The 22,546-nt window shown below is 31.4% G+C and carries 19 protein-coding genes and 2 tRNA genes; 12 read left to right on the top strand and 9 right to left on the bottom strand.

Annotated elements, in window-relative coordinates; translation table 11 throughout:
- Positions 1-177 precede the first annotated feature (177 nt).
- Positions 178-612, bottom strand: coding sequence for an adenylyltransferase/cytidyltransferase family protein (locus MODO_RS12855; protein ID WP_006258385.1), 435 nt, complete (start codon positions 610-612; stop codon positions 178-180).
- A 1,382-nt stretch (positions 613-1,994) separates the two neighbouring features.
- Here MODO_RS12855 and MODO_RS12850 point away from each other — a divergent pair.
- Positions 1,995-2,981 (top strand): LuxR C-terminal-related transcriptional regulator, encoded by a 987-nt coding sequence (locus MODO_RS12850; RefSeq protein ID WP_326367037.1) that lies wholly within the window; start codon positions 1,995-1,997, stop codon positions 2,979-2,981.
- Positions 2,982-3,025: 44 nt separating this feature from the next.
- On the opposite strand, the gene MODO_RS12845 is transcribed toward MODO_RS12850, so the two are convergent.
- From MODO_RS12845 to MODO_RS12830, 4 genes are all read right to left on the bottom strand, one after another.
- Positions 3,026-3,907 carry a PepSY-like domain-containing protein gene (locus tag MODO_RS12845; RefSeq protein ID WP_006258388.1) on the bottom strand — a complete coding sequence of 294 codons (882 nt, stop codon included), beginning with the start codon at positions 3,905-3,907 and terminating at the stop codon, positions 3,026-3,028.
- A 20-nt stretch (positions 3,908-3,927) separates the two neighbouring features.
- Positions 3,928-4,377 (bottom strand): PepSY-like domain-containing protein, encoded by a 450-nt coding sequence (locus MODO_RS12840; RefSeq protein WP_006258389.1) that lies wholly within the window; start codon positions 4,375-4,377, stop codon positions 3,928-3,930.
- 152 nt (positions 4,378-4,529) lie between these two features.
- Positions 4,530-5,822, bottom strand: a complete 1,293-nt coding sequence (locus MODO_RS12835; RefSeq protein ID WP_006258390.1) for a sensor histidine kinase — start codon at positions 5,820-5,822, stop codon at positions 4,530-4,532.
- 3 nt (positions 5,823-5,825) lie between these two features.
- Positions 5,826-6,503, bottom strand: coding sequence for a response regulator transcription factor (locus tag MODO_RS12830; RefSeq protein ID WP_006258391.1), 678 nt, complete (start codon positions 6,501-6,503; stop codon positions 5,826-5,828).
- 172 nt (positions 6,504-6,675) lie between these two features.
- Between MODO_RS12830 and MODO_RS12825 the strand changes: the two genes are divergently transcribed.
- Positions 6,676-7,083: a GNAT family N-acetyltransferase gene (locus tag MODO_RS12825; protein WP_059051169.1), complete on the top strand. Its 408-nt coding sequence runs from the start codon at positions 6,676-6,678 to the stop codon at positions 7,081-7,083.
- Positions 7,084-7,726: 643 nt separating this feature from the next.
- Here MODO_RS12825 and MODO_RS12820 read toward each other — a convergent pair.
- Together MODO_RS12820 and MODO_RS12815 are read right to left on the bottom strand one after the other, a co-directional pair.
- Positions 7,727-8,188, bottom strand: coding sequence for an META domain-containing protein (locus MODO_RS12820; RefSeq protein ID WP_006258393.1), 462 nt, complete (start codon positions 8,186-8,188; stop codon positions 7,727-7,729).
- Positions 8,189-8,389: 201 nt separating this feature from the next.
- On the bottom strand, positions 8,390-10,006 hold the full coding sequence (locus tag MODO_RS12815; RefSeq protein WP_006258395.1) for an ABC-F family ATP-binding cassette domain-containing protein: 1,617 nt from the start codon (positions 10,004-10,006) through the stop codon (positions 8,390-8,392).
- A gap of 172 nt (positions 10,007-10,178) precedes the next feature.
- Between MODO_RS12815 and MODO_RS12810 the strand changes: the two genes are divergently transcribed.
- The 3 genes from MODO_RS12810 to MODO_RS12800 all read left to right on the top strand — a co-directional run bounded on the left by MODO_RS12810 (position 10,179) and on the right by MODO_RS12800 (position 12,392).
- Positions 10,179-11,588, top strand: coding sequence for a thioredoxin-like domain-containing protein (locus MODO_RS12810; protein ID WP_006258396.1), 1,410 nt, complete (start codon positions 10,179-10,181; stop codon positions 11,586-11,588).
- Between the two features lie 573 nt (positions 11,589-12,161).
- Positions 12,162-12,235: transfer RNA gene (locus MODO_RS12805), tRNA-Arg, on the top strand.
- A gap of 83 nt (positions 12,236-12,318) precedes the next feature.
- Positions 12,319-12,392 (top strand) — tRNA-Arg (locus MODO_RS12800).
- A 39-nt stretch (positions 12,393-12,431) separates the two neighbouring features.
- Here the strand turns inward: MODO_RS12800 and MODO_RS12795 are convergent.
- On the bottom strand, positions 12,432-12,911 hold the full coding sequence (locus MODO_RS12795; protein ID WP_006258397.1) for a GNAT family N-acetyltransferase: 480 nt from the start codon (positions 12,909-12,911) through the stop codon (positions 12,432-12,434).
- Positions 12,912-13,784: 873 nt separating this feature from the next.
- Between MODO_RS12795 and MODO_RS12790 the strand changes: the two genes are divergently transcribed.
- Positions 13,785-15,836, top strand: coding sequence for a tetratricopeptide repeat-containing sensor histidine kinase (locus tag MODO_RS12790; protein WP_006258399.1), 2,052 nt, complete (start codon positions 13,785-13,787; stop codon positions 15,834-15,836).
- A 127-nt stretch (positions 15,837-15,963) separates the two neighbouring features.
- Here the strand turns inward: MODO_RS12790 and MODO_RS12785 are convergent, their stop codons facing one another.
- Complete coding sequence (locus tag MODO_RS12785; RefSeq protein ID WP_006258400.1) at positions 15,964-16,188, bottom strand: hypothetical protein; 225 nt, start codon at positions 16,186-16,188, stop codon at positions 15,964-15,966.
- Positions 16,189-16,339: 151 nt separating this feature from the next.
- On the opposite strand from MODO_RS12785, the gene MODO_RS12780 reads away from it, so the two are divergent.
- From MODO_RS12780 to istB, 6 genes are all read left to right on the top strand, one after another.
- Positions 16,340-16,984, top strand: a complete 645-nt coding sequence (locus tag MODO_RS12780) for a response regulator (RefSeq protein ID WP_006258401.1) — start codon at positions 16,340-16,342, stop codon at positions 16,982-16,984.
- A 298-nt stretch (positions 16,985-17,282) separates the two neighbouring features.
- A complete protein-coding gene (locus MODO_RS12775) occupies positions 17,283-18,272 on the top strand; it encodes an ornithine cyclodeaminase family protein (RefSeq protein WP_006258404.1) in 990 nt (329 codons plus the stop codon).
- Between the two features lie 367 nt (positions 18,273-18,639).
- On the top strand, positions 18,640-18,960 hold the full coding sequence (locus MODO_RS19620) for a hypothetical protein (RefSeq protein WP_006258405.1): 321 nt from the start codon (positions 18,640-18,642) through the stop codon (positions 18,958-18,960).
- 253 nt (positions 18,961-19,213) lie between these two features.
- Entirely contained in the window at positions 19,214-19,978 is a 765-nt protein-coding gene (locus MODO_RS19615) for a two-component regulator propeller domain-containing protein (RefSeq protein ID WP_059051168.1), read from the top strand.
- Positions 19,979-20,111: 133 nt separating this feature from the next.
- Positions 20,112-21,659 carry an IS21 family transposase gene (gene istA / locus MODO_RS12760; RefSeq protein ID WP_006260108.1) on the top strand — a complete coding sequence of 516 codons (1,548 nt, stop codon included), beginning with the start codon at positions 20,112-20,114 and terminating at the stop codon, positions 21,657-21,659.
- Between the two features lie 25 nt (positions 21,660-21,684).
- Complete coding sequence (istB, locus tag MODO_RS12755) at positions 21,685-22,437, top strand: IS21-like element helper ATPase IstB (protein ID WP_006260107.1); 753 nt, start codon at positions 21,685-21,687, stop codon at positions 22,435-22,437.
- Positions 22,438-22,546: the final 109 nt, after the last annotated feature.

The following is a 22,546-nucleotide window of genomic DNA, read 5'->3' as shown; positions in this document are numbered from 1 at the left end:
TAATAGCAAATTACAAAAAAAACACAAGCCAACGTGTTAAATAATGTATTATTTATAGTTAAATCTAGAAACTGATTCAAATAAAACAACGTTTAAAAAGATTTACCACATTATTAAAAAAAAGAAAGCACAACTGAATTAACAATTGTGCTTTTTATAACTTATAGTTGGATAGTGTTATCCTATCTTCACTAGTTTACTGTTTTCTTTTTCTGCAACTTCTTTTCTCAATAAGCTACTAGAGAAACGGTGATCTCTACTGTTAAAGTAAAGCTCTATTCCTTTTTCTTCACAGTATTTACGTCCTGTAAAATTCTTATCTTGATACTCATCACCTAAAATACGAACATCTATCTTAAATGATCTTAAGATATCTTCTAAATCCTGCTCTGTAGCATAAGGAACGATCTCGTCAACAAACTTACATCCCTTTAGTTGAATATATCTTTCAACTACAGACTGAGTTGGTTTATTTTTCTCTGGTCTATCTAAAGTAGGATCAGTTTGTAATCCTACAATTAAAAAATCACATTGACGTTTTGCATCTTCTAACATCTTCACATGCCCTGCGTGCAATAAGTCAAATGCACTAAAAGTTATTCCAATTTTCATACTTATCTTTTTTGCCTAGTTTTTAAACAGTAATAAAACAATTTATCAACCATTTATAAACTAGATTATATCTTGTACCCTTTTTTATTTTCCTAAATTAGGATACAAATTTACTAATTATATTCTATTTATGTTAAATCAAGATTAAAAAATATCAAATATTACAATTCTAAAACAATTTAAATATTGTTTTTTTTTATAGAAAATAGTTCTAACATTATAAAAATGATAGAATAACAAAATATTTAACGTAGCACATTATTCATATAGTGTACCTTTTTTCTACAGAATGCCACAATTGATTTTGATTCTTCAATCACAAAGATAAATAGTCCTACCTCTTTTTAAATAAGGAATTCCGTAAAACAGCTATATTTTTTAGGGAAGGGCTAATATAGGTAAAGTATCTGGCTAAGTAATCACAAAAAAATCACTCCTGTATTTAGAACATTTTCTCTACAATCACTAACCAATATACCTTTTCATTAAAGGGGGTAAAAAAAGACTGCAGCACAAATTCTTAGGGAAAAGAATTGATTGTGCTGCAGGTGGGGGAAAATACAATTGCTCAGAAAAAATCTTTGCAAAATACTCTACACTGAGCTAGCTAAATGTAAAGCTTTCCGAATTAAAAATTTGTTGTTTTGAATTACAAATATAGGAAAAGGTTCTAATAATCACTTCATACTAAAGTACCAAATTATCTCTAAAAAACACCATTTAACACATTAATAATAAACAATATAACATAGTTGTAGTACTAAAGTACTATATCTTTTTTTTTAGAAAAAAAGACAAATATGATAGATTTACTCAAAAAAAAACTCACTTTGCCATAAAACTTCAAGACGTGAACTTTTATTCTTGAAAAATAACTATTTTTGCCCCTTAAATCACTGACTAACAAAACATGAATGCCTTACACAGTTGTAAAAGAAAGAATATATTACAGATATTACTAATTTTACTACTATTCACACCTACGACTTATTGTTTAAGCCAAACTAACAATGAGCAATTTAATTTTATAGTAAACCACTTAAAATTCGAGGCACTAGATCATGAATCAACTACACAGTATTCTAAGGATAAAGAAGGAAACACTTGGTTAAAAATAACTATACCCTCAAGATTTATTAAACAAACCACTTATATTACAATTTCCTACCATTCACGTAAATAATTATAATATTTATGCGAAACAGAATGGCCTATGGGAAAAAACAACCATAAATACTGACTTAGAAGGTGGAAAAATAAGTCCGCAATATCAAGAGAACCATTTTATCACTGGTCATAACACAATATATCTTAAGTCAAAATCTTCTTATGTTCATTATGGGAATTTTATACTTGTTGAGCGTGCAGAGTATAGAAGTATTATGCTTAATACAATGATCAAAATAGAGGTTTTTTATAGTTTATTTTTACTTTCTATAGCGCTAACCTTTGGCTTATATTCACTATTTAAAGAGAAAGTTATCCTTATTTATTGTATATATATCGTATCTGTCTTTATTATTTATTTAGTAGAAGATGGGTTACTCTATTTTTTATTTGATAGACAATGTAATGAGTTACTGATATTAGCAATATCTATACCTATTAGCTGTCTGATTTTCTCATTATTTATATACTACTTTTTAGATATCCAGAGATTACCATCAAAACTGAAATATTTTTACTCCTTCCAAGTGCTATTGTATATTGTATTAGGCATAGTACTTTATCAAACTAATAATTCACTGTACTTCATCATCATAGTATGTAGTACGCTAGTATCAACTATAATCACTTTAGCACTTGTCTTAAAGTATTATAAAGAGGATATGTCTGTTCGTTTTATTACTTATTCATTTAGTGTAATCGCGTTAACTTCGATGACGTATTATCTTTCTATATTTCCTGGTAATTACTATCTCTCATTTGTAGATAAGGATAAGATTCGTGTAATCTATAGTATCGCATTTACTTTAGCGAGTTATTCCTTATGGATCAAAGCAAAGAAGCTTAAAGCAGATCATGAATCTCTTAAAAATGAATTAGAATCCCTTAAGGCTAATCAATCACAAAAAGCACACAAAGATTTAGAACATAAAGAAAAAACACCAAATCATTACACAGAAAAAAGTCCTTTCAAAGAACAATCGATTCAAGATGTCTTAAAAGAAAAGTATCTATGTACTGATCGAGAAATAGAGGTTATTATGGGGATATGGGATGGTCTGTCCAACCAAGAAATCGCAGAAAAACTCTCTATATCTCTTAGTACAACCAAGCATCATGTAAGCAATGCCTATACAAAGCTAGATGTAAAAACTAGGAGTCAAGCATTACTTTTAAAAGAGACCTTACTTTCGGGAAAATAAAAAAGAGCTACTTCAAGGTAGCTCTTTCTGTATTACTGTATCAATTAGTTGTCTATTCGTAAGAAATTTCCTTCTAGATCGAATACTAACTCTATTTCTTGTGCTCCGTTTACTAATTCTACTTGATAAGTATTGTGCTCTTTCTCTATACTTTCAATATGGAATTTATTATAGTTCTTAACAATATAAGTATTAATAGCACTAGGTATAATCGTAGATGGGATTGTTACATTTCTCTTCGTTTCTATCTCTTTCCAATCCCCTGTAGCCGTAAATTCTACCTTTACACCATTCGCTAAATATACTTTATACTCATCTCCTGCTCTACCTAGTTCTTTCTTCACTAAGACAAGTTCTACTCCTGTAAAGTGAGTTTTTAAAAAATCCTGTGCTTTCTGTGGTAAATCTGTACCTACGATTAACTCCTCATCTCTATCTAGATCTAAGTCAACACCTACAAACTCTTGTTTAGTATTAAAAATCAACTCTAGACCTGAGCTAAGCTTTACTTCATAACCTCTTTTCATGTCTCTATCTATCTCAGTAATAGAGATTCCTTTATAATTCTTAACTATATAGTCATAGATATGAGGCACTTCACTCTTTAAAAACTCAACTGGTATAGCAGAGTCATCTTCCATTTCTACCTCTGTCCAATTTCCTGCTTTATCAAAATCTATTTCTACTCTATTGTCTAATCGTGTAGTGTATAGAGAACCATAATAATTAGGAGTAGTTACTTTAGTAGCATGTCTAAGAGATGAGTTTGGAAACACTGTCTTTAAAAAGCTCTTAGAATTAGCAGGTAATTGCTCTTCAGTGATTTTTTCTACTTTGTGGTCATTTCCATTATCATCACTACTACATGCTGTGAATCCTAGCGCTACAGCTAACATTAAGGCTAAAGCAATTTTTCTTTTCTTCATTTTCTTTTTCTTTTAATTATTTATTGATCTATTCTTTTAAACTTCCCATCTTTTGAAAACTCTAATTCTACTCCATTACTTAATTTCACTTCATATTTTCGAGTTTCTTTCTCTATTTTAGTAATCGTCTCTCCTTTATAATGATCAGAAACGTAAGTCACGATTGGAGCAAGCATAAAGCCTGTAGGTAATGTAGTTGTGTTACCATCTACTTCATCCCATTCACCAGATTTGTCAAACTCTACCTCTACATTATCTGTAAATGTCACTTTATATGACACAGATAAGAAGTCTGTATCCTTCTCTACCTTACTCACTTCTTTATCTTTAAAGTAAGTATCTATAAAACTACTTGCTTTCTGAGGTAATTCACTCTTAGTGATGATTACATCTTTCGCTAATGTCGATTGTGAAGCTAATAAAGCTACTGACATAAATAGTCCTGCAAACAATGTTTTTAAACTTTTCATAGTAATTCTCTTTTTAGTTTTACATGACAAACTTAGGAACACATTCTGGAAAGAATTGGGAATAATTACATTTTTAAAAAGAAATAGATTGAGTGCAAAAAAACAAAGGGACAACCTAATAGATTGTCCCCTTTATAATTCACAACACTTTATTACTTCAAATCATAATCAGTGTGATATACTGTAAAATAATGCTTGTTATCAAAATGATATTTGATAGACAGATTATCTGTTACTTTTATAATAGTCTGTACTAGAGCAAGCCCGAGTCCTGTAGATTGTTCGTTCGTTGTACTTCTAAAGAACCTATTGTATATTAAGTTCTCGTCTAATGGAGTAGGAATTAAACTCGTATTACCAATTCTAAAGTAATGATTTGTGATCTCTACCTCTACCTCTCCTCCCTGTACATTATGTGTTAATGCGTTCTTTAGTAAATTCTGCACTAGCGTAATAGAAAGCCCTTTATCCATATTGACTATAAAAGGTTGCTCATCCTCTTTAACCGTTATACTAACCGCCTTATACTCAAAGAACTCTTCAAAGTCTTCTATCATCTCTCTAATGATATCATTAAAATTAACATCCTGATAATTAACGAATTGATTATTCTCTATTTTAGCCAACATCAACAAGGATTTGTTCAGCTTAATGAGTCTTCTCAGCGTCTGATGAATAGATTGTATTTGTAACATCTGTTCTTCATTCAACTCTTCTTTTTCAGCCATTAATTCTAACTTATTACTCATAATAGCTAGAGGAGTCTGAGATTCATGAGCAGCATTAGACACAAAGGCTTTTTGCTGCTCAAAAGTACTTTCTATACGTCTTATCATCTTATTAATCTCTAGCTGTAGATCTGTAAATTCTCGGATAGGAGTCTTCGTCTCTTCCGTCACCACCTCTTTACCTATAGTATAGTTCTTCAGGTTACCTAGTAATTTATAAAATGAACCCCACACTACTTTCCTTAAAATAAAATAGTTAATCAAGAATATACTGATAATCAACATCAAGTACAAGGCTCCAACGGCAATACCAAAATCTCCTAATAAATCATCTGCTTCTATAGTAGAGGTACGTATCTCTAACAAAAAATTATCTCCATTCTTATCTTCAAAAGTAGTGGTGAGCATACGCACAGGTTCCTCATTATCATCCACATCCATATAGATCATTTCTGTAGTGAATACATTCTTTCTAGAGTATTCTCCTGGCGCTAATGGAGTAATTCTGAATCCACTTGCTCCGAATGACTGTATACTAGTGATACTAGGATTATTATATGCTTTTTTGACTATCTCACTTTTAGTGTTTTTCAGTCCATCATCTATATTATCATAGACCTCTTCTGTCATGAATGCATAGAAGATAAGCACCCATACAGTAAGCACTATCACTATGCCAATGGATAAATACCTAAGTGTATAATTATGTAGCTTCATCCCCTATTCATTCACTAATTTATACCCCATTCCATACACAGACTGAATATTTACTTCCGCGTGATGATTCTTTAGTTTTTTGCGCAAGTTCTTCACCTGAGAGTACACAAAATCGTAACTATCTGCCTCATCCATATTATCTCCCCATATATGCTCTGCAATAGAAGATTTAGTCACTAATCTATTCGCGTTCACTACAAAATAATATAATAGCTCAAACTCTTTATTATTAAGCAACATTGTACTCCCTTGCACGACTACCGTTCTCTCATCTATAAAAATCTCTATATTATTCCATTTTACACTCTGGAACCCCTGTTGATTCTTTCTTCTCAACACAGACTTTATTCGAGCTAGTAGCTCCGATAGATGAAAGGGCTTAGTGAGATAATCATCTGCTCCTAACTCTAAGCCTAATACTTTATCATCTATAGAATCTTTAGCCGATATAATAATAACCGAGTCGGCTTTACCCATCGATTTGATCTCACGTAACAAGTCTATTCCATTACCATCGGGAAGCATAATATCTAACAAGATACAATCATAGTCATACCCTGCTAACTTCTCTATCCCTAACCTATAATTACTAGCCACCTCGACCAAGTAAAGCTCTTTTTCTAAGGATTCTCGGATGATATCTCTTAACTCCTGTTCGTCTTCAATAACTAAAATTTTCATATCCCTCCAATTAGTACTTACGAATATACAAGTTATCTAATAAATGTTTTTCCTTTCTATCAGATTAAATAATGAAATACGAATAATAAAGCTTTTAAACGCAAATTATCTCTGTCTATATTAAAGATATAATCTTATTTTAGTTATGCCTTACACTTAACTGATTTAGCTTATGTATAGTACCGATAGACTACAGATATCTCCACTCTCTCATGCTGACAATTCCTTTATCATAGAATTAGTCAATACTCCTGGATGGCTTAAATATATAGGAAATAGAAATGTCTATACGGCAATGGATGCACAGATGTATATACAGAGTATATTAGATAATCCACAGTATCAATACTGGGTGGTCAATAGAAAAGAGGATGGGAAACCAATAGGATTAATCTCCCTGATTAAGCGAGACTACCTAGAGCATCACGATATAGGTTTTGCCTTCATACCCACTTACATTGGGCTAAGATATGCCTACGAAGCTACAAGCTTTATCATCAAGATAATAAGAGAAGATGCTAAATACAGTACTTTATATGCGACAACCCTTCCGATAACAAGAGTTCTATTAAACTGCTAACAAGATTAGGATTTACTTTTATAGAAACAATAAAACCTCATGAGGAGGTACTCAACTTATTTAAAATATAGTGTTTAAAATTATTGATAGTAGGTACATTAAAATATACTTAAATATATAATTAAAAAAAATCCCTTTCCGTAATGTATTAACGCAAAAGAACATTTCGTTTATAGACTTTTATTCATACAATACTTAGCCAAAAGCAAACGCGTTTATTAGGAAAGGGAATAAAATCGCATGAAGTACTAAGTCCCCACAATTCCTTCATACGGTGACAAAATTATATATTTTTGTAAGAGTATTCACTATGATAACAAATAATTATTAACCACTTCATCGACAATTCACTTTTCACCACAGAATCACATAAATTAACATATTATAATGCTAATTTATTCTAACATTAAGTACAATTATTCAATTTAAAAGTCGCTAAATGCGTAAATCAAAACCAGTAACCACGCTAATTCTATGCCTTTTTATAAAAGTTTAAATATTAACTAGATAAATATTGCCTTTTTTTGTCTTTCAATTATAAAAAACAAATTAAAAAAATCTTCATTCCCCTATAGCCATAAAAAAACCGACCTAAAGATATACCTTAGATCAGTCCTATAAATTCAATATTCGAACTCAGTTTTTACTTTTTGGTAAATGTCAATACTACTATATCGCCAGAACGCATAATTAACTGATCCTCTACAATTTCATAATGAGTTACAGAATTTAGTGCATTCATAAACTCTCTATCTGCTACTCCCTCACAGAACATCATCGTAGAAGCCATCTTATCTCCTAGCTTGATAACGTTTCCTTCTTTAGCTTCAAAACTTCCATGGATATTATTACATCCATCATTTCCATAAACTTTTTTATCCTTAACTTCAAAAGTTAAACTTGGTTTCTTCATTGAGAAAAGAGTACTCATATCTTTACCAGAAGTTGCTGGAGTTGTAATAGAGCTCAATACCCATTCTCCTTCTAATTTTTTACTCATATCTACTTTTTTCTCTACTGTTACAGTAGTAATTTCTCCTGCTGTCTTACAGCTTACAGCCGTTAATGCTAAAACAGCACTTAGTAATACTAATGTCTTTTTCATCTTACTTTTATTTTATTATGTTTTCCCCTTTTCAAGGTTATTAGCAAATTTACCATTTCATATGGCAGTCTATAATAATTAATTCTTAAAATTTACATATAATGTCTTATTATAAGGAATAACTCTTCTCAAAACATAAATTATTATACAAAAAAAGGGCTATCTGTAATACAAATAGCCCTATTCTATATTTTAAATATATTAAGAATACATTTTTGCTCTTAATTCTTTTACTTTTGGATCATCTAAGTAATCGTCGAACGTCATATATCTATCGATAGCCCCATTAGGAGTTAACTCTAGAATACGTGTACCTACAGTCTGTGCAAACTCGTGGTCATGCGTCGTTAATAAGATCGTTCCCTTAAAGTTTTTCAATGTATTATTGAATGCAGTAATAGACTCTAGATCTAAGTGGTTCGTAGGTTCGTCTAACATTAATACGTTAGCTCTCATCATCATCATACGAGATAACATACAGCGCACCTTCTCTCCTCCTGATAATACACGACCTGTCTTAAGAGCCTCTTCTCCAGAGAAGATCATCTTACCTAAGAATCCACGTACATATACTTCATCTCTTTCTTCTTCAGTCTTCGCCCATTGACGTAACCAGTCTACTAATGTCAAGTCATTGTCAAAAAACTCGTGGTTCTCTACTGGCAAATAAGATTGTGTTGTAGTAATTCCCCACTCAAACTTACCTGCATCAGCCTCTTTCTTACCGTTTAAGATTTCGTAGAACGCTGTAGTAGCACGTGAGTCTTTAGAGATTACTACTAGTTTATCTCCTTTAGCCATATTTAGATTGATATCTTTAAATAATACCTCTCCATCTATAGAAGCAGATAATCCTTCGATATTTAAAATCTGATCTCCTGCCTCTCTATCTGTATCAAATATAATAGCTGGGTATCTTCTAGAAGATGGCTTAATATCATCTAATTTTAATTTGTCGATCATCTTCTTACGAGAAGTTGCTTGTTTTGACTTCGCAACGTTCGCACTAAAACGACGGATAAACTCTTCTAATTCAGCCTTTTTCTCTTCAGCTTTCTTATTTTGTTGAGCTCTTTGCTTAGCTGCTAATTGACTTGATTCGTACCAGAATGTATAGTTACCTGAGTAATGGTTAATCTTACCGAAGTCAATATCAGATACGTGCGTACACACAGCATCTAAGAAGTGACGGTCGTGAGATACTACTAATACTGTGTTCTCATAATGAGCTAAGAAATTCTCTAACCAAGCGATTGTCTCAAAGTCCAAGTCGTTGGTAGGCTCATCCATAATCAATACATCTGGGTTACCAAATAAAGCCTGTGCTAATAATACACGTACCTTTAACTTAGCATCCATCTCTGCCATAGGTGTATAATGAAAATCTTCAGATATACCTAAGTTAGATAACATCGTAGCGGCAGCTGACTCGGCATTCCAACCATCCATTTCATCAAAACGGATCTGTAACTCTCCGATACGATCAGCATTTTCGTCTGTATAGTTTAAGTAAAGCTCATCCATCTCTTTCTTAACATTATACAAATCTTTATTACCCATCATTACAGTTTCAAGAACTGTATATTCGTCAAACATATTGTGGTTCTGATTAAGAACTGACATACGTTTTCCTGGTTCTAGAGAAACATGACCTGATGTAGGGTCGATATCTCCCGATAATATTTTTAAGAATGTAGATTTACCAGCACCGTTAGCACCGATAATACCGTAGCAGTTACCTTGAGTAAAAGTTACATTAACTTCGTCAAATAAAATTCGTTTACCAAACTGAACTGACAGATTCGAAACTGTTAACATTATTATCTTTTAATTTAAATTGCCTACAAAATTACTAATTTTATATTTAGAAACATCTATAAATAAAACTTATCGCCCTACCCACCCACTTTAACCAATCATTAACAAGATAAAACACCCGTAAAACTTAAATTTGCTTATATTATCTCTCGAACAAATAGTCATTTAGCTAATGCAGAAAAAACTACCTAATACAAATTTATTACTCCTTTTTATCCCACTTATAAGCCTTCTTGCATCTTGTCAAAAAAAATTTGATCCTAAAGATTATAGTGCTTATATACAGGGAGAGATTATAAATCCTACTTCTAATTACCTTTTATTCTGCAAAGACAATGAAGTCCTAGACACTTTGTTCCTAGACGAAAACAATAAGTTTTATAAAAAATTCGACTCATTAACACCAGGAATGTATATCTATAAGCACAATCCTGAGTTTCAATACATCTACTTCGATAAAAATGACAGTCTGACACTACGCCTTAACTCAAGAGATTTTGACCATTCTATTATATTCTCTGGACGAGGTGCCGAAAAGAATAATTTCTTAATGAATCTAACTGTCAGAAATATCATGGATGAGAGTGAAGGATATAGTGCATTCGATGTATCTCCAGAGAAATTTAGTCGAAGAATAGACTCTGTACATGCAGCTAGAACTACTTACTATCTAAGAAATAAAGCCATTATCAACTGGTCTGACAACTTTGACCTGTATGCAAAAGCGAAGCTTGACTTACACTTCTTTGCATTAAAAGAGCTCTATCCTACTGCACACTATGTTAGAACAGATGAAGATGTAAGAGATAAACTCCCTGCGGACTATTATAGTTTTAGAAAAAAAATAAACTTCAATGATGAACGTTTATTAAAGTACTCTTCATTCACTAAATACCTAGCCATTATGCTAAACTCTATTGTGAATGAGCCTGAACAAAACATTATACCAGACAACAAGTTTGATAAATATATCGATAAGCTTAATATAGTAGACACCTTAATCAGAAACGATAAAGTTAAAAATGCTATCTTAGACAATATTGCATTTATCTACTTATTAGAGGATCAGAACTTAAATAATAATGATAAGTTCTTAGAGCGATACTTTGAACTATCTACAGATAAGAATCAACACAATGAAATCATCCAGATCCAACAAGCAATTCAAAATCTTAAATATGAGAAGAAGTTACCTGAAGTTCCTATAGTGAATACTAAAAATCAAAAGGTATCTATTAATTCTATTATCAATAAGAGAACTCTAATGTTCTTCTGGACAAAAAATGGAATAGCGCATGCTGACGCAGCTCACCAGATAGCTGCAGAATTAAAAGCTGAAATGCCAAATATAGAAATCATATCGATCTGTATCGATGGTGAACATGGAGAGTGGTTAAGTATATTAAAGCGCTACCCTTCTAATGGTATTATAGAGCTTAGATCTGATGACTTTAACCAAATGAAAGATCAGTGGATCATCACAAAAATCCAACGTTGCATGCTACTAGACAAAGATGGTTCTATCATAGATCCATTTGTCAATATCTTTGACAAGAACTTTGAAACAATTTTAAAGCAATAATAAAATAAAGTGAGAGCCCAACCGAATGGTTGGGCTCTCACTTTTATTATACTTCTATCTTCTTTTGAATAAAACTATACTACCTGTATCATGACTCAATACTGACTCCGTTTTAATACCTATTTTAACGGACTCACTACGGACTCAAATCGAACGAAACCTGTCTCGTCCTACTATAACTGTACAGCATTAGTCCTAGTTTTATATTCTATTTTTATTTTTTGACAAAAAATTTCTTCAATACCTGATACAACAACTGCTTTACATGGCACATGCTTCATTCTATTCTAACCAAGAAAACACCTAACTCTAAAGGATAATTAGAGAAAACCGATGAATCTTAAAACAAAAAAATCCCTCAAACCCCTTGTAAAATCAAGAAAAATCAAAGAAAACGACATTTTTTTTCAATTATAAATCACTTGATATCAAACCATTGATTTTTTTACAAAAAAAAGTACTATTTTACCTTGGAACTTTTAAATAAAAAGCAATATATTTGCCACGTCAAAAAAATCAAGGTATGCGCCTTCTAAAATTGACAATTTTTAATCTCTTTTATAAAGATTAAATGGTCCAATAGCTCAGCTGGATAGAGCAACTGCCTTCTAAGCAGTAGGTCTCAGGTTCGAATCCTGATTGGATCACTAAAACACTTCTAAGTTAAGGAGTTTTTATCCTAAACTATCAATTTAGATAGATAATTTTAATCTATTTTATAAGATTAAATGGTCCAATAGCTCAGCTGGATAGAGCAACTGCCTTCTAAGCAGTAGGTCTCAGGTTCGAATCCTGATTGGATCACTAAAAAAGCCCTTGTTATTTCTAACAAGGGCTTTTTATTTATATACTCATTTTTAGCATAACCATATCGCGGAGCTGAATACCGTTTTCTATAATAGGCTCATCATAATTCTCTATGAAGAAGTCTTTCTTTACACCATACTTCACAAAGCCATTGCGTTCATAAAATCGTATTTGATCTACTCCACAGTCTGCTGTACCCACTATGATTTGACGATAACCTCCTACTCTTGCAAGTCTAATAATCTCCTTAATCAATAGACTCCCTATTCCCTTGCCCTGAAGCTCAGCAGACACAGCTATATTCTTAAGTTCTACAACCTCATGATCTATGTGGAAAAGACAGAAAACTGCTAAATCATGACTTCCCTCTCTTAGGACATAGACATCACTATCGAATACATACTTATTTATCGCCTGAACGGTCTCATCCGCTAATAATAGTAAAGAATAAGGCAATACTTGTTTATCCTCAATTAACTCAATCTTATATTGCGGATATAATTCTTCTAAAAACATATTCTGATTTTTTTGCTCTTGATACTAAACCAAGATCCCCCTCAACCAAACACTTTGTGTATAGTTGACTCTAAATATTACAACTGTAGTTTTCTGTTTAAGAGGAACCTTAGACTAGAGACAAATATACTATTAATTACGAAGTATAATCAGATGTCTCCTGTAGTAAATAAGTAAAGAATATAGCCTTAGCGGCTATCATAATTAAAAAGATACAAAGTATACTTTTCATCGATGAAGAAAAATAAAGTCACTCCCTATATTAGGTAGTAGACTTAGATGGTTATATTAAAATAGTATACCATACAATCTATTTCAATATTTGTCCCCACAATTACCATCTTCGTCTTTTAGTGACTTTATAGTATACAAGATAGTTAGTTACTTATTCTTATCTGCCCTTGTATCTGGAAACAACAATGGGTCAAACAGTCAATAAAATAAACTACTAAACATTGTATCATTCTTCATGTTATATAGTAATTCTCATAACGCTTTTCTAACTTTGTGTATTTGCTTAGCATTTACAAGTACAAATATAGTGGTGTTCTCGCTTATACCTTCTATCGTCAGCCATACTTTAAGAAAGTATAAGTTTAAAACTTTAAAAATGTTAATAAAACACTAATTACAGGAGCCTTTTACACTCAACAACAACGAATTAAGAACTAGAATCCAACATCTTAACTCAATTCCTTTACTCCATTTTCACTATACAGTTTCAGTAGATAAACAAGTTTTAGTCAATCCCCATCTAATACCTTCTATCCTCTACTTCATAGTTGTGATGTACATATTTTTATTCTACTTTTACTACAACTAGAGTTGCCTTCATCATACTAGTCAAACCTAAATCTTTTTAAAATTCTAACCATGTATTCTGCCTCTTTCCTATTAGCATTACTTGACACTCTTACCCAATACTGTAAGCGAATATCTGTAAGACACTATGCAAAATACATCTTGTGTAGCCTGCTAATTATAAGCATGTTTGGTTGTCAAAAAACAGCAGTGAAAACAAATCACCTTAGCAATCAAAAAGTATTAGATAATATCGAATCCAATGATAAATCACTAATAGAAAATCAGCACACATTAGACTCTTTATTTACAATCACTAAAAGCATAAATCCAAAAAGCTCACAACTGATCGATATTGCTTCTAAGGCTTATAACCTAGAGCTATATGATCAATACTTTAGATACTCTAAGGAAATCAATCAAATAGCGACTAAAAACAATGACTCTTTACTAGTCGCTAAATCATTGTGGTACATCGGAGATTACTACGATTATAAAATGCAATTAGATAGTGCATACATATACTTCGACCAAGCAGAACAGATATACCTAAACACTAAATCTTATGTAGACGTTGCTAAAATGCAACAATATAAATCTATAGTCTTATTTAGAGAAGGTTTATATAATGAAGCTGAAAACAAAGCATTAGAAGCTCTTGAAATTCTTGAAAGATTACCAAAAGATAGATTGCTCTACGAAATAAACTTAAACCTAGGTAATATCTTAGATCTAAATCAACAGCCTAATGAAGCACTCCTTTATTACTCTGAGGCCATCTATATTTTAGAAGACCTTTATAAAAACAAATTAATATCAACAGAAGAATTTTTAGAGTCAAAAGCACATTGTTATAATAACATAGGAACTTTATATCACACCCAAAAATCTTATTTAAACTCTGAAACATATTTAAGCTATGGTTATAATAATTTAATAGATCTAAACCAACAGAATGAATTATATACAATCATATTAACAAACCTAGGAACATTAAACATTAGCTTAAATAAACTAAACATTGCAGAAAAATTATTAAATGAATCATTAACAATAAGTCTTGAAAAAAATTATAAACAAAGCTTAACAGCAAACAACTTTAGACTTGGTGAACTCGCCCTAAAGAAAAAAGACACAATAGAAGCTATAAATTACTACAAAACAACATATCAACTTTCAACTAAAGCTAAGGCTAATAATACTATCTTAAAAAGTTTAAAAGCACTTAGCTTAACAGACAAACAAGAAGCTACCAAATACATTAGTCTATATTATGCTTTTAATGATAGCATCAATAAACTACAGATCAGTAAGAGAAATAAATTTGCAAGAATTAAATACGAAAGCGAAAAATTAGAAAAGAACATCGTCAACCTAAAAAAGGAGAATTCCCAACTACTAATTACTTCTATCATCATTGTCTTAATCGCTATTATTCTCCTATTCATTATTCTATATAGAAATAAAATAAAAAAGTACACCTTCTTAAAACAAGATCAAGAAAATAAAGAACTAATATTCAAGCTCCTACTAGAGCAGGAACAATTATCTCATGATGTCTTAACGAAAGAGCGAGAAAGAATTAGTCAGGAGTTACATGACGGAATCATTAACTCTCTATTCATCGTTCGTCTAAGTTTGGGGAATTCTAAAGACAACCTTCCTATACTTCACGAAATAGAAAAAGTACAGAATCAAATCAGGCTAATCTCTCATGACCTCAAAAATCATGAGTTTATTCAACAAGGGTTCTCTGAAATCATCTCCAAACTAGTGGTCCAAAACAGTACCAACCAACAGAAGTTTCAGCTTATCATATCCAAAAACTATAAATGGGACAAGGTTAGCTATGATGATAAAATAAATATCTATAGAATATTACAAGAAGCAATACAGAATGTCATCAAACACTCTCATGCTAAAAACTGTATTATCTCTATCTTTAAAACAGAGACTAGTGATAGAATAACCATCACAGATGACGGAATAGGATTTAACTATTCTAAAGTTAGAAATAGCAATGGACTCAAAAATATTAATAATAGAGCCAAACAACTCCACGCTTCCCTAGAGGTCAATTCGACAACTCAAGGAACTGTAATTATCATCAATATACCTCATTAAAAAAGAGGTTATCTATGCGATAACCTCTTAAAAAAAAATCGAAATAAATTCGATGACATCGTATATACAGATGGAATAAATCTATGACATCTTTAATCTTTTAGACTAACTAATTCAGATGTATATACTATTTCTTTCCTTTGTCAACAGACTTCTCAATATTATCCGCACTTTCCATTTCTTGTCCAAATGATCTTGTCTGGATAGAATCTCTTACTGTACTGAACTCCCCTCCTTTAAATGAGTCTGAAGCATTTAGAGGTTTGCTTTCTTTCTCTAGAGGATCTACACTACATGAGTAAACTGTTAAACTCAAGATAGCAGCACAAGCATAAATAATTTTTTTGTTCATATTATTTTCTTTTGTTATTCTTCTTCTATACTTTTACTTTATATGACAAGCAGTGTACCATACTACACTCCTTTTTTACATCCTTTCAAAAATACAAATGAGTTTTTCAATCTAATGACTTGAAAAACTTCAAAAATGTTAATTTTTATAAATGAAGCTATCTTACAAATTCCTTATCATAGATGATCACCCGATGATTATCAATGGCTATAAAGCTATTATCCAAAGCAAATATGAGGCTCCTGTCTTCTATGAAGCTACTAATATAGAAGATGCCATAACGCTGGTAGATAGCATAGAAAAAGTAGACTTTTTATTACTAGATTACAATATAGGTAAGCCCTATAATGATATAGAGAATGGAATAGACTTAGCTAAGTTCTTAGCTGAGAAATATGATGGGATAAAAATACTAGTGATTACTGCACACGAGGAGATTACGATTGTTTATAATATCCATAAAAAAGTAAGACCTCACGCCTTATTAATAAAATCAGATGTAAATACAGATGAACTCATTCTAGCTATAGAAAATACCATAAAAGGAGATATCTACAGATCTAATAAGGCACAACAAGCTCTAATATCTATGAATCAGCGCGCAGTCTTACTACAAGAAGACAATATCCAAATCTTAATGTTATTAGATAAGGGGTACAAGGTTCAAGAAATACCAGCATTAATACATAAAAGCCTAAGCTCTGTACAACGCAATATCGGGTTATTAAAAGAGGTCTTTAATGTAACAGAAAATAGTGGTCTACTGAGAGAAGCCAAAAAACAAGGTTTTATATAACCTTCTAATTATCAACACCAATATTTTGAATAAAAAAGGAATCACCATAAAGTGGTTCCTTTTTGTTAGGTTAACATATAAGCTTCTGTAAAACTCAGACAGCTCCCCTTTTAATTAACTCTAAAGAAAACTGTCAAATAAAAAAATTTGGTTATCCTTTCTGGTTTTTATAAATTGAAACCTCAATCATACATAGAAAGCATTCTGTTTTCTATAAAACAATAAAACTCATTTATAAAGAACTTTTACTAAAAGAGAAATCTTTATAACCTATTTTTTTAAACAAAAAACATAAAGTATGAATACCATAAAAGTATTAAACTCAGAAGACATAAAACAATTGGTTTCTATAGAAGAAGCAATAGAAACGGTTGTGGATGCTTATGTTGAACTATCTAATAATACAGCTGAAATGCCTGAGCGAGTAATAACAGGTCTGGGCAATGACTATCTAGATATCTTTTTTAAACCATCGTTAATTTCCAATATCAATACAGCAGGTGTTAAACTTTTAAGCATACGCAAACAAGGTGGTGTGAATGGTCACCCTGCTATACAAGAGCTAGTTATATTAATTGATTCAGAAAACAACCTTACTCAAGCAATAGTGGATGGTTCTCATCTTACTGCCTTAAGAACAGGAGGCGCCTCTGGTGTAGCAACTCGTTACTTAGCTAGAAAAGACTCTTCTGTAATGGCACTTTTTGGAGCTGGAGCACAAGCGTATACACAATTCGAAGCTGTATGTGCAGAAAGGCCTATTAAAAAAGCATATCTATTTGGTAGTTCTAAGAACAGTAAGTCCGTTCAAACATTCATCGAATACTACAAAGACAAATCTGATGTAGAGATTATAGCTGCAGATAATTTAGAGGTACTTGCTAATGTAGATATTATTTGTACAGTTACCCCTTCTGCAACGCCTTTATTTAAAACTTCTCATCTCAAAAAAGGAGTACATATCAACGCAGCTGGGTCCTATAGCCCAACTATGCATGAGTTACCTGAAGATATCTTTATGGATAGTTCTTTGTTTGTAGATCACGAAGATTCTTGTTTTTCTTCAACTGCTGATATCCTTGTACCACTAGAAAAAGCATTATTACCAGAGGAGAATTACAAAGGAGAAATTGGAGATTTAATCCTAGGTAAAATTCAAGGAAGAACAAGTGACTCTGAGATAACAGTCTTTAAAAATGTTGGTATCGCAATCCAAGATTTAATTACCGCTAAATATGCCTATGACAAGGCTTGTAGAGAAAACTTAGGTACTTCTATAGAAATGTAAGAAAGATTTCTTTCTAGAATTTAAATTCTCTAATTACAAGCATATAACTAAGTGTTTTTTTCAATACTTAGTTCATCTTAAACAAGTGTATAAAAGACGTCTTATCAATATCGATAAGGCGTTTTTTCAATTGCATTTTGGCTTCATCTGGCGACATTCCACCCATAACTTAGAAAAATCTCTTTTGCGAATGCCATCTACCATAATTCTATTGTAAACAAACCTTAGGTCATCTCAAAGAAGCTTTAAAAGTTACTTAAATAACTATTAGGTTCTTTTAAGAAAGATTTTCTTCATACCTTATATTTACTAGATTTGCGAGTAAATATAAGGTATTCTTATTTACACAAAAAACGACTAATCAACAATGAAAAAAATACTATTATTCTCTTTACTCCTAATTGGGATTAATACATATGGACAGTATTTGTACCCTGTAAAAGTAGAAAATTGTAAAATAGATAGGTTCTGCCTTGACTGTGGTGATACATTAGCGGGGTATGATCAAAAAGCTTTTACGAAACTTGAACAAGAGCTAAACAAAGAGTTAGATCTTAATAAGCTTACTGGAAGAATAGGATTTCAGGTTTTAGTAGCTCCTAATAAAACTGGTTGTGTTATAAGTCACACAGATGAATCAAATAGTACAGTGACAAAAAAAATAATTAAAAAAACTAAACAAGTTTAAAAAGTGGACTCCTTCTATAACAGATGGTAAAATAGAACTAAAGACTTCTATAAACGTTGTCTTTGAAATTCAAAACAATACTATATCTGGTAAGATTGTTAGAGTAGATTTTACTGAATTTGAAAAATCTTTTGATTACCCTACTGATCCAGAAATCTTAAACAAAACCTACCAATACAAAAATGAAAATCTATCTAATTACACCATATCAGTTTGGGATACTAAAAACTCTAATCTGTTAGATAATGACATCATGGGAGTTGCTGTAGACAATTCTGGATTGGTTTGGTTAATATCCTATTTTGAGCTATTAACTTTTAATGGACAAGAATTTAAAGAAATTCAATATAGTGATCCTTTTAATGATAATGAGTCTGGGTACTCACAAATTTTAATTGATGCGGATAATATAGTTTGGTTATATGGCAATGAACAAATATATTCTATACAAGAGCATAAATGGCAAAAGCACAATACTGGTCTATCCAAAGAAACATACGTTATAACAATGAGTAATAATCCTGTTTCTAAAGAAATTTTTGTCAGCTCACCTGAAGGGGTTGCTATTTATAAGAATCAAAAATGGAATTTTATAAATCAAAAAAAAGTAAAAGAACTTCCTTCAACTAATATATACTTTACACAAAGAGATTCAAATAACAGGCTTTGGATTGGTTCCTCTAGTGGAACTATTATAATGGATAAGCACAATAAACCAATTCCTTCTGATTCTTTTCCTGCTATCATAAAAAAGAAAACCATTACTGATATGACTGAAGATAACCAAGGAAATCTCTTTCTATCTTTATATGATTTTGAAGCCAAAAAGGAAGAAGAAATATATATGGATTTCATCATATATCATACAAACGGAAGCTATACTGAGTTTACTTTAGAAAACTCTGGACTTACTACTAATAAAGATTTGACAAATACCCTCTATGATAAAGAAGATGATATCTTATGGATTGCCACTTTTAATGCAGGGCTTATTAGGTATGATTGGAGAATCCAGTGAAATTGACCACCTAATTCCGTTAAAAGTGATCACTTAATTCCGGTGGAAAGTGACCACCTAATTCCGGTGAAATTGACCACCTAAAAAACCAAGTTAAAACATGTCTAAATATCTTAGCTAAAATGCAAGAGATATGGCTAATAAAAAGATCGACATGTTACAATTAAAACAACTACTACGTCTATATACTCAAGGAGTAAGTAAACTTCAAATAAGTTCCCAATTAGGTCTTTCACGTAATACTGTTAAGAAATATATTACTCTCTTTACGACTTCAAAATTCACTTATGAAGAGATAAAAGAATTAAATGATACAGATATAGAAGATTTATTTGACACTAAAGAATTGGATTCTGATGAAAAAGAAGCAATCTTGTATAAATATTTCCCTTACTTTACTAAAGAACTACTTAAAACGGGAGTAACAAGACATATCTTGTGGCAAGAGTACCTTTTGAAACATCCTGAAGGTTATCGTTATTCTCAATTTTGCTATCATTTGCGAACTTGGCAGAAAAAAACATCTCCTTCTTTACACATGCAACACAAAGCTGGAGATAAGATGTTTGTTGATTACACAGGGAAAAAGTTGTCTATTATTGATAAATCTACAGGAGAAATAACTTCTGTAGAAGTATTTATTTCTATTCTTGGTTCAAGTAGAATGACTTATGTAGAAGCCAGTCTAACTCAAAATACAGAAGATTTTATATCAAGTCTCACCAATTCCTTACATTTTTATCAAGGAGTCCCACTTGCCATTGTACCTGACAACTTAAAAGCAGCTGTAACTAAAAGTGATAAATACGAACCTAAAATAGCTCATAATCTTCAAGACTTTGCTCTACATTATAACACAACTATTTTACCCGCAAGAAGTTATAAGCCAAAGGATAAAGCCTTAGTAGAGAATGCAGTAAAAACAATCTATACTCGTGTATTTGCTCCTCTTAGAAATAGAGAGTTCTTTAGTTTGCAAGAACTAAATCAAGCAATAGCAGAATTGTTAGAACAGCATAATGAAAAACTACTTTCACGAGAAAGAGTTTCAAGAAAAACGTTGTTTAAAGAAATTGAACAACCTGTTTTACAATCACTACCAGCACACAGGTATGAATTAAAATATGCTATAAAAGCAACTGTTCAAAAAATTAGTCACATCTACCTAAATAAAGATAAACACTACTATAGTGTTCCTTTCCATTATATTGGTAAAAAGGTAAATATTCTTTATAGCAAAGATATTGTTGATATATATCACAATCAAAGACTTATCGCTTCACACAATAGAGAATTAGGAAAGTATCGGTATACTACTGTAAAGGAACATATGCCTTCATCTCACCAATATATCACAGATTGGAATCCTACACAGTTTTTGAAATGGGGACAAGAAATAGGAGAATCTACACAAAAATATTTAGCAATGATATTAGATAAGCGACAGCACCCAGAACAATCATATAAGTCTTGTGCTGGAATTTTAAGCTTAGGTAAACGCTTTTCTAATATTCGATTAGAAAAAGCCTGTACACGGGGTTTAGAATACGAAAGATATAGTTATAAAATGATCAAAAGCATTTTAGAAAAGGGATTAGATGCTATTGAAGAACAACCATTAAACAAAGAAAGAGAAGTTCCTACTCATCAGAATATCAGAGGAGCAGCTTATTATCAATAGAACAATAATATTAAATTATAGAAACATGAATCAAACAACTTTAGAAAAATTAAAGTATTTAAAACTTTATGGAATGCATAGAGCATTCGCATCAACACTACAACTTCCTACTTCGGATTATACAAATGATCAACTTATTGCTTATTTAACTGATAGTGAATATGATGATAGGGAGAACAGAAAGATAGAAAGACTAATAAATACAGCTAAATTTAGATACAAAGCTTATATACAGGATATTAATATAGATTCATCCAGAAATATTGATAGGAATATGATTGATCGATTAGCTGCTTGTCAATTTATAAAACAGCAACAAAACGTATTAATTACTGGTAGTACAGGAGTAGGAAAAAGTTATATTGCTTCTGCAATTGGTTATCAAGCTTGTATGTTAGGATATAAAGTCATGTACTTTAGTATCAATAAACTATTCTCTAAATTAAAGATGGCTAAAGGAGATGGTTCTTTTTCTAAGGAAATAGATCGAATTGAAAAACAAGACCTAATTATATTAGATGATTTTGGATTACAACCCTTAGACAATCTTAAAAGACAAGATTTTATGGAAATTATTGAAGATCGCCATGGTAAGAGATCTACAATTATAGCTTCACAACTTCCCATTGAAACATGGCATGATATAATTGGAGAACAAACTATAGCTGACGCTATTTTAGATAGAATGGTACATAATTCTATTAGAATTGAACTTCATGGGGAGTCTTTAAGAAGTAAAAATACATTAGCAAAAATTCAACAAAACTCTATTAAATAACTATACTTATTTTTTGTATTTTTAACTGAAATATAAAACATGTTTTTGACTTGATTTTAGGTGGTCACTTTCCACCGGAATAACATGGTCACTTTCTCCGGAATCTACA

Origin of the sequence: Myroides odoratimimus, assembly GCF_001485415.1 — a bacterium.
Lineage (GTDB): Bacteria > Bacteroidota > Bacteroidia > Flavobacteriales > Flavobacteriaceae > Flavobacterium > Flavobacterium odoratimimum.
The sequence above is the reverse complement of the archived record's forward strand: the minus strand, read 5'-3'. Positions and strand labels throughout refer to the sequence as shown.

Bases quoted from the DNA above. Each gene is read 5' to 3' on its own strand.
- MODO_RS12855 (WP_006258385.1), bottom strand. From the start codon at position 612: ATGAAAATTGGAATAACTTTTAGTGCATTTGACTTATTGCACGCAGGG.
- MODO_RS12850 (WP_326367037.1), top strand. From the start codon at position 1,995: ATGCTTAATACAATGATCAAAATAGAGGTTTTTTATAGTTTATTTTTA.
- MODO_RS12845 (WP_006258388.1), bottom strand. From the start codon at position 3,907: ATGAAGAAAAGAAAAATTGCTTTAGCCTTAATGTTAGCTGTAGCGCTA.
- MODO_RS12840 (WP_006258389.1), bottom strand. From the start codon at position 4,377: ATGAAAAGTTTAAAAACATTGTTTGCAGGACTATTTATGTCAGTAGCT.
- MODO_RS12835 (WP_006258390.1), bottom strand. From the start codon at position 5,822: ATGAAGCTACATAATTATACACTTAGGTATTTATCCATTGGCATAGTG.
- MODO_RS12830 (WP_006258391.1), bottom strand. From the start codon at position 6,503: ATGAAAATTTTAGTTATTGAAGACGAACAGGAGTTAAGAGATATCATC.
- MODO_RS12825 (WP_059051169.1), top strand. From the start codon at position 6,676: ATGTATAGTACCGATAGACTACAGATATCTCCACTCTCTCATGCTGAC.
- MODO_RS12820 (WP_006258393.1), bottom strand. From the start codon at position 8,188: ATGAAAAAGACATTAGTATTACTAAGTGCTGTTTTAGCATTAACGGCT.
- MODO_RS12815 (WP_006258395.1), bottom strand. From the start codon at position 10,006: ATGTTAACAGTTTCGAATCTGTCAGTTCAGTTTGGTAAACGAATTTTA.
- MODO_RS12810 (WP_006258396.1), top strand. From the start codon at position 10,179: ATGCAGAAAAAACTACCTAATACAAATTTATTACTCCTTTTTATCCCA.
- MODO_RS12795 (WP_006258397.1), bottom strand. From the start codon at position 12,911: ATGTTTTTAGAAGAATTATATCCGCAATATAAGATTGAGTTAATTGAG.
- MODO_RS12790 (WP_006258399.1), top strand. From the start codon at position 13,785: ATGTATTCTGCCTCTTTCCTATTAGCATTACTTGACACTCTTACCCAA.
- MODO_RS12785 (WP_006258400.1), bottom strand. From the start codon at position 16,188: ATGAACAAAAAAATTATTTATGCTTGTGCTGCTATCTTGAGTTTAACA.
- MODO_RS12780 (WP_006258401.1), top strand. From the start codon at position 16,340: ATGAAGCTATCTTACAAATTCCTTATCATAGATGATCACCCGATGATT.
- MODO_RS12775 (WP_006258404.1), top strand. From the start codon at position 17,283: ATGAATACCATAAAAGTATTAAACTCAGAAGACATAAAACAATTGGTT.
- MODO_RS19620 (WP_006258405.1), top strand. From the start codon at position 18,640: ATGAAAAAAATACTATTATTCTCTTTACTCCTAATTGGGATTAATACA.
- MODO_RS19615 (WP_059051168.1), top strand. From the start codon at position 19,214: ATGGGAGTTGCTGTAGACAATTCTGGATTGGTTTGGTTAATATCCTAT.
- istA (WP_006260108.1), top strand. From the start codon at position 20,112: ATGGCTAATAAAAAGATCGACATGTTACAATTAAAACAACTACTACGT.
- istB (WP_006260107.1), top strand. From the start codon at position 21,685: ATGAATCAAACAACTTTAGAAAAATTAAAGTATTTAAAACTTTATGGA.